Below are 14,498 nucleotides of genomic sequence, written 5' to 3' on the forward strand. Positions count from 1 at the left end.
TCTCCCAAGTTTAAACGGGGCGTTGCAAGGCTGGTGCCTCACGTTCCCTCTGGCGCGTATGAAAATCTGCTGAAATCGGCGGTTTTTCCCTGTCCGGTTATGTCGAAGGCCAGCATGCCGACAAAGGCTCCGGTAAACGAGCCGTGTTCACCGCGCCCGCCTTCATCCGAAATCACGCTGGCATCCAGATCCGGCCCGAAGGGGGTCCAGTCACCGTCCTGCTGCCGCCAGAAGAAACGCTGGAGAGCACCGTTGACGTCGACTGCAAGCTCGACCGGTCCGTCGGCAAGCGCAATCGGATCCACCGGAAACGACATGCGCCCGTCCGGCCAGTCTCCGGGGCAGGAAAGGATCGTCAGGCAGCGACCGAGCCGTTCCGTCCAACTGACAGCCAGAAAATGGAACTTGTGCCGGTTGTAATAAGTCGTCAGTCCGGCCGCCTGCTGATAGGTGGTCGGAACAAAGTCTGTCAGGGTCGTTTCCGCGCGGTAGCTGAGGTGTTCCTGCCGCCGGGCCACCAGCGATTGCTCGTACCAGCTGCCGATGCTTTCCCGCCCGGTCAGGCGCAGAGCTTTGGCCGTCAGCGAGAACAGCCGCTCTGAATAAGGCGTGCGCAACCACTGGAACTCTGGCGGTAAGCTGTCGCCGGTGAAACTGCGTTCCACCCGTTGAAGTGGACGCGGTTCCGCCGCAGACAGGCCCGGAACCTCGACTTTCGGAACCGTGCCTTCCTGTTCCAGATAGAGCCAGCCATCGTCTCGCCATTCACATTTCTGGATCGCGGTTTCCCGTCCCAGTGGCGAGAACCGTCCCGGTAACGGCCGGGAACACAGATGGGTATGGTAGACCTTGCCGCCCGGCGTCTCGACGATCTGGCCATGGCCCGCCCGCTGCAGCGGGGCGTCCGGCGTGTCCTTGGAGGTGATGAGATGGGTCTGCGGGTGGAGTTCGTAGGGCCCTTCGATGGACCGGGAACGGGCCATCGTGACGGCGTGATCGTAGCCGGTACCGCCTTCGGCAACGGTTAGATAATACCAGCGGCCGCGCTTGTGGAGATGCGGGCCTTCCGTCAGTCCATGGGGGCTACCGGAGAAGATCTTGCGGATCTCGCCTTTCAGCCCTTCGTCTTCGGACCATTCCTGCAGCAGGATGCCGTCAAAGGCCGGATGGCGCGGGTGCCCGCCAACAGAATTGGAAATGTGGTTCCATTGCAGCACCAGGAACCATTTGCGGCCGTCGTCATCATGAAACAGCGACGGGTCGAACCCGTGTGAACTCACATAGATCGGGTCGCTCCACGGCCCCTCGATTGAGGGGGCCGTGACGATGTAGTTATGTGCATCCTTGAAATTCCCATCCAGCCGTTTGACGTCCGTATAGACCAGCCAGAACCGTCCGTCCGCGTTGGAAAGGCACGGCGCCCAGATGCCGCCGCTGTCCGGATTGCCGCGCATGTCGAGCTGGCTCGCCCGGCTCAGGGGCCGGCTGACCAGATCCCAGTTGACCAGGTCTGTTGAACGGTGGATCTGGACACCCGGATACCATTCGAAGGTCGAGGTGGCGATGAAGTAGTCATCGCCCGCCCGGCAGATCGAGGGGTCCGGGTTGAACCCCGGCAGGATGGGATTTCGGATCATTTCCGGCTGGGTCCTTTCCGTTCCGCCGAGGCCGCCCAAAGGTTGATGTCCGCCTCGCGTGTGGTTTCCTCGATCAGCTTCAGTTCGTCCTGGGAGAACTGCAGATTGGCAATCGCGCCGACACAGTCCGCCACCTGGCTGCCCCGGCTTGCACCGATCAGCGCCGTGGTCACCCGGCCATTGCGCAACACCCATGCAAGGGCCATCTGGGCCAGCGTCTGGCCCCGCGTTTCGGCGATCTCATTGAGTGCCCGGATCGTGGCGAGGTTTTCTTCGCTCAGGAACTGCGTCTTCAGCGATTTGCCCTGGTTCGCCCGGCTGTCTTCCGGAATGCCTTTCAGATATTTGCTGGTCAGCATGCCCTGGGCCAGCGGCGAGAAGGCGATGGAGCCGATACCGAGGTCGTCGAGCGTATCCAGCAGGCCGTCCTCCTCAACCCACCGGTTGATCATGGAATAGCTCGGCTGGTGGATCAGGCACGGCGTGCCCAGGTCCTTCAAAATGGCGGCCGCTTCCCGTGTCCGTTTGGAATTGTAGGACGAGATGCCGGCATAGAGCGCCCGGCCGGACCGCACGATGTGGTCGAGCGCCATCATGGTCTCTTCCAGCGGTGTGTCCGGATCAAAGCGGTGCGAATAGAAGATGTCGACATAGTCGAGCCCCATCCGCTTCAGCGACTGGTCGCAGGACGCAATCAGATATTTCCGGCTGCCCCATTCGCCGTAAGGCCCTGGCCACATTCCGTAGCCGGCCTTGGACGAAATGATCATCTCGTCCCGATAAGGCGCGAAATCGGTCCGCAGCAGTTCGCCGAAGGCGGTTTCTGCCGAACCGGGCTTCGGGCCGTAATTGTTGGCCAGATCGAAATGAGTGATGCCGAGATCAAAGGCGGTCCGGGCAATCTCCCGTTTCCTGTCGAGCGGCGTGTCGTCGCCGAAATTGTGCCACAGGCCCAGCGAGATCACCGGCAGTTTCAGGCCGGATTTCCCGCATCGGCGGTATTCCATGGTGTCGTAGCGCGATTCCGCTGCTTTCCAGGTCATTTGCTATCCTGTTAAACGAGAAGGTCTTTCGCCGCCTGCGGGTCCAGGGCCTCCGGGCGCTCGCAGGTGGTTTTGATGTCAATGAACGTCCCGCTCTCGCCGGAGGCGAGAATCGACGTCATCACATCGACAACATGCAGAGCAAACTCCAAAGAGCAACGGTGTGGCCGGCCTTCCAGGATGGCGAGGGCCATATCGGCCAGGCCCGCTGTCCGGTAGTTGGCATGTCCACGATCATTCGCCTTGGAGAACGGGTGCTGCCAGGCTTCAGATAGCGTTACGAAACTGCCCTTGTCGGTCATGCGCACTTCGCCGCCGAAGAAATTCGGATCCGGCACATGCAAGGTGCCCTCGCGGCCGTAAAGCTCCATGTTGGAATGGCCGTGCTGCCAGACATCCCAGCTCGCGCAATAGGTGATCTGGGCGCCGGACTGGAATTGCATCACCGCGTGAATGGTCGTCGGTGTTTCCACCTTGATCTTGTCGCCATGGCGCGGCTGCGAAGTGATCGTGCGGTATTCGGAGCCGGAAGAACTCATGGCGCAGACCCGCTTCACCGGCCCCAGAAGCTGCACCAGGTTGGAAACATAATAGGGCCCGAGATCAAGGATCGGACCGCCGCCGGGCTGGAAGAAGAAATCCGGGTTCGGATGCCACATTTCCATGCCCGGGCTCTGCACGAAACAGGTTCCCGAAGTCACCTTGCCGATGGCGTCACTGTCGACCAGGTGCCGTACAAGCTGGTGTGCGCCACCCAGGAATGTGTCTGGTGCCGAGCCCACCCGGAGACCTTTTTCCTTTGCGATCGCGGCAAGGGACTGGCCTTCTTCCAGGCTCAGCACGAACGGTTTTTCCGAATAGACGTGCTTGCCGGCCTCCAGAACGTGTCTGGAAACCTCGTAGTGAACTGCGGGCACCGTCAGGTTGACGATAATGTCGATATCGCTGGCTGCCAGAAGGCCGTCGACGGTTTCAGCCCTCAGGCCGAATTCTTCCGCGCGCGCCTTGGCGGCCGTTTCGTTGATGTCGGCGCAGGCGCGCACCTCAATGCCCTTGAAGAGCGGAGAAAGGCGCATGTAGGCGGCCGAAATGTTTCCGCACCCAAGGATGCCAATGCCAAGTGTCTTGCTCATGGGGTTTCCTCAGTAGGCGCGGAAGGCTGCGATGGAGCGGGTTGCGAAACGGTCGTAGTCCGACGGTTTGTCGTGTTCCATCACGAACAGATCGACCCCGGCACCCTTGAGGGCCTTCATAAGGCCTTGCCAGTCCATGGTGCCCTGGCCGACATCCGCCCAGCCATCCTCGTCGGTGCATTCGCCCTCGGGCGCGATGTCCTTCACATGGGCGGTGGTGATGCGGCTTGCGTATTTCTCGATCCAGTTGAGCGGGTCCTGGTTGCCGCGCACGATCCAGGCAATATCGGCTTCCCATTCGATGGATGGAGCAGCCTCCAGCAGGATGTCCATCGGCAGCCGACCATCGGCGCAGGTCTCGAATTCGAAATGATGATTGTGCCAGCCAAACCGCAGGCCGGCATCGCGGATCTTCTGGCCGATGGTTTCAAGCCGTTCTGCAATGGACTGCCACATGGCCGCGTCCGGAATGCGCTGCTCGGGCGGCACGGCGGGAACGAAGATCCGCTCCATGCCCAGGGTCCTGGCAGTGTCGATCACCTTGGCGATGTCGTCCTCGAACTGCTCCATGGGAAAGAAGTGGCCCGACGGCATCTTGAGGCCCTGGGCGTCGAGCATGTCGCGAAAGGCTGCGGGGTTCTCATAATTGCCGCCGAAGCCTTCGACCTGCGTATAGCCAAGGTCGGCAAGCCGCTTGAGAACGCCGTCCCAGGGGGTGAAGTCGCGAGCGGAATAGAGCTGGAAGGAAATATCCATCTTGAGTGTCCTGAAGTGTGGGCCTGACGTGAAGGAGGCCGGTCTAGAGCCGGGATTCCGTTGTTTTGTCGAAAAGATTGGCGCGGGCCGGATCGAAGCCGACGGAAATGGCATCGCCGTGCCGGACAGTTGCCTGGCCGTCCATCCGTACCCAGAGGGCCTTGTCACCGATGGTGAAGCGGACAAGCGTGTCCGAGCCGAGCGGTTCCACCAGTTCCACCGTGCCGGCGAACTGCACAAGGGCCGTTTCGGCCTCCGCGCCGCAGACCATGTGCTCCGGACGGATGCCGAACCACGCCGGACCTGTTGCCGGAGGGCCGTACTGGAAGTCATAGCCGTCAAGCGAGAAGGTCTTTCCGCCGGACGTGAACCGGTACTTGCCACCTGTTTCTTCCAGGGTTCCGTCAAAGAAATTCATCGACGGTGATCCGATGAACTCGGCCACATATTTGCTGGCTGGCCGGTTGTAGATCTCGTGGGGCGAAGCCAACTGCAGGATCTGACCGCCGCGCATGATGGCGATCCTGTCGGCCAGCGTCATGGCCTCGATCTGGTCGTGGGTGACGTAGATCATGGTGTTGGAGAGCTTCTGGTGAAGCTGTTTGATCTCGACGCGCAGGTCCGCTCGCAGCTTGGCATCCAGGTTGGAAAGCGGTTCATCGAACAGAAACACGTCGGCGTCGCGCACCAGGGCCCGGCCGATGGCGGCACGCTGGCGCTGCCCACCGGAAAGGGCGGCCGGCTTGCGGTTGAGTAGCGGCTCGATCTGCAGGATCTTCGCCGCCTTGTTCACCCGTTCCTCGATTTCCGCCTTGGGCAGGCCCGCATTCTTCAGACCGAAGCTGAGGTTCCCGCCAACGGTCATCTGCGGGTAGAGCGCATAGGACTGGAACACCATGCCGATGCCGCGCTGGGAAGGCTCAGCCCAGGTCACGTTGCGCCCACCGATGAAGATCTGACCGCCGGTGACATCCAGCAATCCGGCAATGCAGTTCAGCAAGGTGGACTTTCCGCAGCCCGATGAGCCGAGCAGCACGAGAAATTCGCCCCTCCCGACATCGAGGTTGAGATCCTTCAGAACGTCGAGGCTTCCGAAACTCAAGGACAGGTTCTTGATGGAGATGCTTGGTTCCATGGGTCGTCTCGTTAGCCTTTCACCGCGCCGGCGGCGATGCCGCGCACGAAGAGTTTTCCGGAGATGAAGTAGATGGTGAGCGGAACGAGGCCAGTCAGGATCGTCGCGGCCATGTTGACGTTGTATTCCTTCACCCCTTGTGTGGAATTGACGATGTTGTTGAGCTGCACGGTCATGGGGTAGAGGTCCGGCTTGGTGTAGATCACGCCGAACAGGAAGTCGTTCCAGATACCGGTGACCTGAAGGATCATGGCGACGACGAAGATCGGCAGGCTCATCGGCACCATGATCTGGAAATAGATCGCCCAGAAACCGGCTCCGTCCACGCGCGCCGCCTTGAACAGTTCCTGGGGCACAGACGCGAAATAATTGCGGAACAAGAGCGTCAGGATCGGCATGCCGAAGATGGTATGCACGATCACCAGCCCGGTCAGGCTGCCGTAAAGGCCGATTTCCCGCAGCATGATCACGATCGGATAGATCATCACCTGATAGGGAATGAAGGCCCCGACGATCAGGATGGCGAAAAAGGTTTCCGAGCCTTTGAAGCGCCAGTTGGCGAGCGCGTATCCGTTCACCGAGGCAATCGCGATCGACAGGATCACCGAGGGGATCAGGATTCTGACCGAATTGAAGAAGCCGCGCGACAGGCCATCGCAGTTGAGGCCGGTACAGGCCTCCGCCCAGGCTTTCACCCAGGGCTGGAAGGTGACCTCCACCGGCGGTGCGAAGATATTGCCCAGCCGGATTTCCGGCATCCCCTTCAGCGAGGTGACGATCATTACGTAAAGCGGCAGCAGGTAATAAAGACAGACGACGATCAGCGTGCCGTAGATCAGGATATTCCGGCGGGACAGCGCCTTGCGCGGCTTGCGGCCGGCGGGGCCTTCAACCATGCGGTTGCCGGACGAGGTGCCGTCGCCGTGCCGCAGGGCCCGGTCGTGACCGGCTTCCGGCGCAGTGTCGTATGTCATGGAGCCTTTCAGGAGGTGGGGCGCCTTGGTCATTTCCGCTTGCCTCCGAATTCGAGATAGGCCCAGGGCACGACGATGATGACGACCGTCAGCAGCATCATGGTGGAGGCGGCAAAGCCTTGGCCGAGGTTCTGGGACAGGAACATGGCGTCATAGACGTATTTGGCTGGAACTTCGGAGGAGATGCCGGGCCCGCCGCCGGTCTGGGCGACGACCAGGTCGTAGACCTTGATGATGCCGGAGGCGATCAGCACGACGGCAGTGATGAAGATGCCGCGCATCATCGGAATGACGATGAAGAGATAGGTCTTCCACATCGGGATGCCGTCGATCTTGGCGGCCTTCCAGATGTCCTCGTCAATCCCTCGCAGGCCGGCCAGCATCAGGCACATGATTAGCCCGGTTCCCTGCCAAAGGCCGGCGATCAGGATGCCATAGATGACGATTTCGGGATTGTAGAGCGGGTCGAAGTTGAAACTCTCCCAGCCGAGACTGCGCACCACGTGCTGAATGCCGAAGTCGGGATTGAGAATCCATTGCCATGCCAGACCGGTAACGATGAAGCTGAGGGCGAAGGGATAGAGCAGGATTGTCCTGAACGTGTCCTCGAAGCGGATCTTCTGGTCGAGCAGGGCCGCCAGCATGAAGCCGATCAGCAGCGAGAAAACCAGCGAGAAAGCGCCGTAGATGGCCAGGTTCTCGATGGAAATCAGCCACTTGCTGCTGCTCCACAGCCGTTCGTACTGGGCAAGGCCGACGAATTTCTCACGCGGCAGAAGCTTTGAGTTGGTGAAGGAATAAAGAACCGTCCAGGCGGTTCCACCGATGAAGACCACCACGGCAGTGATGATCATCGGTACTGCGGCCACCTTGGCGCTGATGTTCCGATGCCACCTCGCGGGGCGCGTAGCTGCGGACATGCCGAAAACTTCCTTGTCGAGACGTCGTCCAGGGTGATGTCGGGCGATCCCTGCGCGCCGCGGCGCGCAGGGTTGGAGGACGCCGCCCGGCCACTGCCACCGGAATTCCGGTGGCGCGAGGCGCGGACGACGGGGCCTTTGCCGGTGTTAGTCGGCGTCTGCGACGATCGAGGCGAACGTCGCCTGCGCGTCTTCAGCGGACATAGACGGGTCGTTGAAGAACTCGACGAACAGGTCGTTGACCTGGGTCAGGCTGTCGGCCGACATCAACTGGTCCGGAGACTGGATGACATTGCCCTTGGCCAGGATGTCGAGGCCCTTCTTCATGCAGTCGTTTGCAGCGGCCAGATCAACGTCGCCGCGCACGGGCAGCGAGCCTTTCTTCAGGTTGAAGGCAACCTGTGTTTCCGGGGAGAGCATGACCTTGGCCAGTTCGCCCTGGGCTTCGGTGATGGCCGGGTCATCCACTTTCGGGAAGTAGAACGCGTCGCCCCCGGTCATGATGACCTCGTTGACACCGAGGCCGGGCAGGCAGGTGTAGTCCTTGCCGGCAACCTGATTGGCGACCTGGAACTCGCCCTGAGCCCAGTCACCCATGATCTGGCCTGCGGCCTTTCCGGTGATGACCATGGTGGTGGCATCGTTCCAGCCCTGGACGTTGGAGTCCTTGGACATGTCGCGCGCGGTTGCGGCGGCCTGGAAAACCTTTGCCAGCTCCTCGCTGCCGGCAAGCTCGGCATCCTTCTCACCGAAAATCTTGGTATAGGCCTCCGGTCCGGCGAGCGCGGTGAGAAGCACCTGGAACGCCAGCGTCGTCTGCCAGGGCTGCTGGCCCATCGCGAGCGGAATGATGCCCGCCTCTTCAAGCTTCGGTGCGGCAGCAGCGTATTCGTCCCAGGTGGTTGGAACCGCCAGGCCGTTGTCCTCGAACACCTTGTTGTTGAGCCACAGCCACTGCTGCGAGTGGATGTTCACCGGCACGCAAAAGATCCGGCCGTCCAGCGTGCAGCTGTCGAGCAGACTGGAGGGATGGATGACTTCTTTCCAGTTGCCTTCCTCCGCAATGTCCGTGAGGTCGCGCATCAGGCCGGCTTCCACCAGTTCTTCGGCCTGGCGGCCGTGGTTGAACTGGGTTGCGCCCATCGGGTCGCCACCGGTGATGCGGCTGATCATGATCGGCCGGGCCGTACCGCCGGAGCCCGCAATGGCGCCGTCGACCCACTTGTTGCCGGTCGCGTCGAACGCCTTCGCAAATTCAGCAACCGCGGCCGCTTCGCCGCCGGATGTCCACCAATGAGTGACTTCCAGGTCTGTCGCATTGGCGGCCGTTGCTGCGCAAAGGGCGGTGGTTGCTGCAAAAACTGCACGTAGTGCTTTCATCATTTCCTCCCATCGAACGTGGCGTGTCCGATTGTCCTCGTCATGCGGCCTCCACCGCATTTTTGTAATCGATTACATCTTGTTGTGTGCTATATGTAATCGATTACATTTCATCATTCTCGGGAAATGGTCTTGTGTCAACCCGGAATGTAGGGCCTGACAGCCTCAAGGATGACCAAGAGACGGCGGCGGAAACGGTCCAGGCGCTGACATGAGAAAACCCGGAGCAGGCCTTGGCCCAGAAAATTGCAAGAATTCAGGATGTTGCTCGCGAGGCGGGCGTATCGACGGCAACCGTAAGTCGTGCGCTCAGCAATCCCGAACTTTTGACGGAGGCTACCCGACAAACCGTCTTTGCGGCCATCCGGTCGACAGGATACCGGGTCAACCGGGCGGCCCGCAATCTGCGCACCCAGCAGGCTGGCGCCATTCTCGTCCTGGTGCCGAACCTCGATAATCCCTTCTTTTCCCAGATACTGGCCGGCATCAGCGCGGAGTTTGGCAGCCGGGACTATTCCGTCCTGATTGCAGATACGAAAGATCACACCACCGGTGGCAAACACGTGGTCGACTACTTTCTGGATGCCCAGATCGACGGCATGATCTGTCTGGACGGCGCAATTTCGTCCGAGGAACTCCAGCTATTCGAGGACAACGGCGTTTCGGGAAAGATCGTTTTTGCCTGCGAATGGGTGCAGGACGGGGCGTTACCATCCGTGCGCAGCGACAATCTCCACGGCGCTCAGTTGGCCGTTCGGCATCTTTATGATCTCGGCCACCGAAAGATTGCCCATATCACGGGCCCGCAGGAAAATGTTCTCACCCACGCACGGCGCGAAGGCATGATGGCCGAGCGGACACGGCTGGAACTGCCTGCGCGGGAAGAATGGATCATCCGCGGCGACTTTTCATTGGAATCCGGCCGGATGGCGGGCCAGCGGATTCTGGCAATGAACGATCGCCCGACCGCGGTTTTCTGCGCCTCGGACCAGGTCGCCTTTGGCCTTATCTCGACCCTGACTGCAAACGGCTTGCGCGTACCGGAGGACATTTCGGTCGTCGGCTTCGATGACATCGAACTTTCCGAGTTTTATGTCCCGGCTCTTACAACCATTCGTCAGGACAGGCGGGCGCTTGGTGCCAGGGCTGTGTCCTTGCTGCTGGAGTGTCTGGAGGCGTCCACCGCCTCGCAGGCAATTGCTGCCGAGCCTGTCATCGTTGATGTGGAACTGGTGGTGCGCGCCAGTGCGGCCGCTCCAAATTGCTGATTTTCGGCCATTTCACGGGGATTCAGAGACGCGGAGAGACCACTCTGTCGTAAGCGGTCTGGTCTCGGTTGTTCAAAAACGATTTTCTCGATTTAGGTGTAAGGGGTGGCCATACTAGAAATGTGTTTGCAGCTTTATTGGTACAACTTGACGTCGATGTAGGCACAAAACCTAAGAGTAGACTGAATACATCTTGCCAGCTTTCAGTTGGGTCATCTGAACCCTTCACTTTGCTAGTCGACTGAATATGTTCGGGCGGTAAAATTTGCATACTAGGCAAATATTTCCCGGATACGCCCTCTGTATGATTTCAAAATTATTTTATTTCTATTTGAAAAACCTGATTTACTTACACTTTTATTGTAAACTATCGCGGGGGTTTAGCGATTAGTTAACTTCAGGATGTCACTCTAGATAGTATCGTCAATTTTGGGTGATAAAAATGCGTAGACTGGCGTTAGCCTTGGCATTGTCCATTTGCACTTTCTTGCTACAGACGGGTGCGTCTTCGGCGCAATCTTCACTCAAGGTTGTGGGTACAGGTGATGGGCTTGAAATGCTTCAGGAAATTGGGGCTGGCTTCGCCGAAAAATACTCCGATATCGATCTTGAGATTCCGCCGAGCATTGGCTCTGGTGGCGGCATCGCAGCCGTCAGCTCGGGCACGGAACGCCTGGGCCGAGTTGCGCGTCCGCTGAAGGACAGCGAGGTGGAATACGGCCTCGTGTATCTGCCGATTGCAAAAATCCCCAGCGCAATCTTCACCCATCCGTCAACCGGCGTGAAAGCCTTGACCAGCGAGGAACTGGTCAGGCTGTATTCCGGCGACATCACGAACTGGTCTGAACTGGGCGGAGCGGATCTGCGCGTTCGCCTGGTTCGGCGTGAAGATGCCGACAGCACATTACAAGTTATGAAAGCCACGATGCCGGGCTGGTCGGAAATGGAATTCTCGCCACGCACCAAAACGGCCCTGACCACCCAGGACGCAATTTCCAGTGCCCGCGACGTCGAGGGAGCGATTGCTTTCGGCCCCTATTCCAAGCCGTTGGAAGATGGATTGAACGTTGTGAAAATCGATGGTCACCATCCGACCGACCCGGGATACCCGAGTTCAGTGATCCTGGCGCTGATCTACAAGGAAGGCACGCTCGATGAGGAAATGAAAGCCTTCATCGACTACGCGCAGTCCGATCAGGCTCACACTTTGATCAGCAATTACGGTGGCGTACCCGTCAGTAACTAACGCAATTGGTGCACATGATCCGTCACTCGTCCCTTCTCTGGCATTACACATATGGCGCCGTTTTCACGGCGGTGTGTGCTTTTGCCGGTTTTATCGGACTGGTTGCGTTTCAGCTTGAAGACAGCATGCAGCGGCAGGAAACCGAACTGCTCGAGCTGTCCCGGGCCCGTCTTCTGGAAACGCTGAATGCGGACGTGGAGCTTGCCGGAACCCGTATGGAGTTCCTGTTTCAGGACCGACTGCGCCGTATAGACGCCCTCTCGGAAAGGGTCGACACCGCCAAAGCTGTTCAGTCCCGCAACGTTGTTGCGATGTCGGAACTGCTCGGTCCGGCAGCGGAACTGGCGGATATGGACGGCATTGTCGTTCTGGATGAAGAGGGCCACGTGATCGGGGCGTCCTCCTATTCAGCGGACCTTGTCGAGCTGGGCTCGACGATGCAGAACCTGAGCTTCTTCGACGAGGTTGCCAGATCGCTGAAAGACAGTTTTCCAGGACAGAAACTGACCTACTCCGGCGTTTTACCACGGTCCGAAACGGGTGTCTTTGTGCCTGGTGACAAGGTCAATGAAGTATCGCAGATCTTGTTCGTCCCCGTTTTCGATGACTTCGGTTATGTGATCGGTGGTCTCGTCGGACAGCGCTGGCTGCGGCCGGAAGAGCCGCTTCTGGTTGATCTGGCCAAGATCAATTCTTTCGAGATGGCAATTCTTTACGATAGCCAGATCATTTCCACCGCGAATTTCTCCGGCAAGATGCCCGATCTGGCCAGGTCGTCGGAAACGCCGAACATCACCGAAAATGGTGCCCATGTCATCGAATGCGGCGTGCCCGTCGTGCCGCTGACCGTCTGCGCGCTGACGCCAATTGAGGCGCTGACCGAAATTCAGCACAAACTGACGCGCATCGGTACGGAAGAAGAAGCCAAGCTGCTCAGGCGGCTGTTTTTGTTCGGGCTGATTGCGCTGGTGGCCTTCGCCGCAGTCGCCTTTTTGATGTCCCGGCAGATTACCAGGCCGCTGACCAAGATTACCCGGGTTCTCACCGGCATCGCCACAGGCGATTTCGAAAGCGAGGTCGTTGGCACGGAGCGCATGGATGAAGTCGGCGACATTGCCCGCTCTGTTGTTTCCCTGCAGCGATCGGTGAAAGAACGCGATGCGCTTCGCGAGCGCGTACACGAGAAAAACTCGATCCTGCGGTCCCAGGAGGCCCAGTTGCGGGAGCAGAACGTCCTGTTTGACGCAGCGCTCAACAACATGTCCCATGGCCTGTGCATGTTCGATGCAAATGGCCGGTTGATCGTCTCGAACCAGCGTTACGCCGAATTGTTCCAACTTGAGGCGGGCAAGGTCGTACCAGGCATGACAGCCGCCCAGCTCGCCACACTGCAAAAGGTGGAGGCCGTCGAAACCGAAGATAATGGGCTTTACGAGTCTCGCCTGCCGGATCACAGGTATGCAAGCGGCTCCCAAAGCACGGAAATGGTGAAGATCCGCTCTGGCCGGATCGTTCTGACCACCCGCCAGCCCTTGGCCGAAGGCGGCTGGGTCGCGATTTCAGAGGACGTCACCGAGCGGCAGGAAGCGCGTGACCGGCTGGCGTTCCTGGCACGTCACGATCTTCTGACGCAACTGCCGAACCGCATCGAGTTTCGAGACCAGTTGGACATGCTGTTGAACCAGCAGCTGGTCAAAGGCGGCGAATTCGCCATTCTTTGCCTCGACCTGGACGAGTTCAAGACCGTCAACGACAGCCTGGGCCACCCCATTGGCGACGAATTGTTGCGCCAGGTGGCGGAACGATTGCGCAGGCTGATCGGCCGAAAGGACGTTGTGGTCCGGCTGGGGGGCGACGAATTCGCGATCCTCACCGGCCTGCCGTCCAGGTTGCAGGAAGTCGAGGAACTGGCGCAGTCCGTCATCTGGGAGCTTTCCCAGCCGTTCCAGATCGCGGACCATGAAATCGTCATCGGCGTCAGCATCGGCATTACCATTGCCAGGGCCGACGGCACCGCGGGTGACGAGCTGTTCAAGCAGGCGGATCTTGCGCTTTACCGGGCCAAGGAAGATGGCCGTAACACCTACCGCTTCTTCGAGATGGACATGGGCACGGCCGTCAACGATAGGCGCGAGCTCATCACCGATCTCAGAACCGCGGTCGCCGACGGTGAGCTGGAGCTTTATTTCCAGCCGCAATATACGCTCGCAGATGACCTGATTTCGGGCTTCGAGGCGCTGGTGCGTTGGAACCATCCGACGCGGGGCATGGTCTCCCCTGCGGATTTCATTCCGCTTGCCGAGGATACGGGCCTGATCACCCAACTGGGCGAATGGGTTCTGATGGAAGCTTGCCGGATCGCGGCCAAATGGCCCGATCATCTGAGGATCGCGGTCAATCTGTCTCCCCGGCAACTACGCGGCCATGCCTTCGGCCCGGTGTTGATCGATGCCCTGACGCAAACGGGCCTCAAGGCCGAGCGGCTGGAGCTGGAAGTGACCGAAAGCGTACTTCTGACAGATTCCGAAGACGTTCTGGACTCGCTGCACCAGGCCAAATCGCTGGGTGTGAAAGTGTCCATGGACGATTTCGGCACCGGCTATTCTTCGCTCAGCTACCTGCGCCGGTTCCCGTTCGACAAGATCAAGATCGACCAGTCTTTTGTCCGCTCGATGGCGTATTCGGAAGATTCCATTTCCATCGTGAAAGCGGTCATCGAACTTGCCAACAATCTCGACATGACCACCACCGCCGAAGGTGTGGAGACGAGAAAGCTTCTCGACATGTTGACCGAAATCGGCTGCACCGAGGCACAGGGCTACTATCTGGGCAGGCCCATGCCGGTCGACAGCACCGAAGAGTTGATTTTTGCCGGAACGCGGTCGCTCACCACGGCCGCCCAGTAGCTCCAGCTGCTTTCTCCGGCGACTTCTTTCCAGACCCTCCCAATACCCACCTGAGCGCGGAAAACGCCCGTGTGCTTGCAGGCCGATCAACGGTTGACGT

At 59.5% G+C, this 14,498-nt stretch carries 11 protein-coding genes; 3 read left to right on the top strand and 8 right to left on the bottom strand.

Features of this window, described 5'->3' with window-relative positions; genetic code table 11:
* Nucleotides 1-38: 38 nt before the first annotated feature.
* The 8 genes from FMN63_RS00500 to FMN63_RS00535 form a co-directional block, all read right to left on the bottom strand.
* On the bottom strand, nucleotides 39-1,637 hold the full coding sequence (locus tag FMN63_RS00500; RefSeq protein WP_148581993.1) for a glycoside hydrolase family 43 protein: 1,599 nt from the start codon (nucleotides 1,635-1,637) through the stop codon (nucleotides 39-41).
* Complete coding sequence (gene mgrA, locus FMN63_RS00505) at nucleotides 1,634-2,680, bottom strand: L-glyceraldehyde 3-phosphate reductase (protein WP_148581994.1); 1,047 nt, start codon at nucleotides 2,678-2,680, stop codon at nucleotides 1,634-1,636. Before mgrA ends, FMN63_RS00500 begins: the two co-directional genes overlap by 4 nt.
* 11 nt (nucleotides 2,681-2,691) lie before the next feature.
* Complete coding sequence (locus FMN63_RS00510; RefSeq protein ID WP_148581995.1) at nucleotides 2,692-3,813, bottom strand: Gfo/Idh/MocA family protein; 1,122 nt, start codon at nucleotides 3,811-3,813, stop codon at nucleotides 2,692-2,694.
* A 9-nt stretch (nucleotides 3,814-3,822) separates the two neighbouring features.
* A complete protein-coding gene (locus FMN63_RS00515; protein WP_148581996.1) occupies nucleotides 3,823-4,569 on the bottom strand; it encodes a sugar phosphate isomerase/epimerase family protein in 747 nt (248 codons plus the stop codon).
* 43 nt (nucleotides 4,570-4,612) lie between these two features.
* Nucleotides 4,613-5,704, bottom strand: a complete 1,092-nt coding sequence (locus FMN63_RS00520; protein WP_148581997.1) for an ABC transporter ATP-binding protein — start codon at nucleotides 5,702-5,704, stop codon at nucleotides 4,613-4,615.
* Between the two features lie 11 nt (nucleotides 5,705-5,715).
* Nucleotides 5,716-6,600 (bottom strand): carbohydrate ABC transporter permease, encoded by an 885-nt coding sequence (locus FMN63_RS00525; RefSeq protein ID WP_148582375.1) that lies wholly within the window; start codon nucleotides 6,598-6,600, stop codon nucleotides 5,716-5,718.
* Between the two features lie 107 nt (nucleotides 6,601-6,707).
* Nucleotides 6,708-7,598 (bottom strand): carbohydrate ABC transporter permease, encoded by an 891-nt coding sequence (locus tag FMN63_RS00530; RefSeq protein ID WP_148581998.1) that lies wholly within the window; start codon nucleotides 7,596-7,598, stop codon nucleotides 6,708-6,710.
* A gap of 147 nt (nucleotides 7,599-7,745) precedes the next feature.
* On the bottom strand, nucleotides 7,746-8,981 hold the full coding sequence (locus tag FMN63_RS00535; RefSeq protein ID WP_148581999.1) for an ABC transporter substrate-binding protein: 1,236 nt from the start codon (nucleotides 8,979-8,981) through the stop codon (nucleotides 7,746-7,748).
* Nucleotides 8,982-9,211: 230 nt separating this feature from the next.
* On the opposite strand from FMN63_RS00535, the gene FMN63_RS00540 reads away from it, so the two are divergent.
* The 3 genes from FMN63_RS00540 (at nucleotide 9,212) to FMN63_RS00550 (ending at nucleotide 14,398) form a co-directional block, all read left to right on the top strand.
* Complete coding sequence (locus FMN63_RS00540; protein ID WP_148582000.1) at nucleotides 9,212-10,246, top strand: LacI family DNA-binding transcriptional regulator; 1,035 nt, start codon at nucleotides 9,212-9,214, stop codon at nucleotides 10,244-10,246.
* Nucleotides 10,247-10,688: 442 nt separating this feature from the next.
* Nucleotides 10,689-11,492 (top strand): PstS family phosphate ABC transporter substrate-binding protein, encoded by an 804-nt coding sequence (locus FMN63_RS00545; protein ID WP_148582001.1) that lies wholly within the window; start codon nucleotides 10,689-10,691, stop codon nucleotides 11,490-11,492.
* A gap of 14 nt (nucleotides 11,493-11,506) precedes the next feature.
* Complete coding sequence (locus FMN63_RS00550) at nucleotides 11,507-14,398, top strand: putative bifunctional diguanylate cyclase/phosphodiesterase (protein WP_209000868.1); 2,892 nt, start codon at nucleotides 11,507-11,509, stop codon at nucleotides 14,396-14,398.
* The last annotated feature ends 100 nt before the right edge of the window (nucleotides 14,399-14,498 follow it).

The organism is Stappia sp. BW2, from assembly GCF_008107695.1.
GTDB lineage: Bacteria > Pseudomonadota > Alphaproteobacteria > Rhizobiales > Stappiaceae > Roseibium.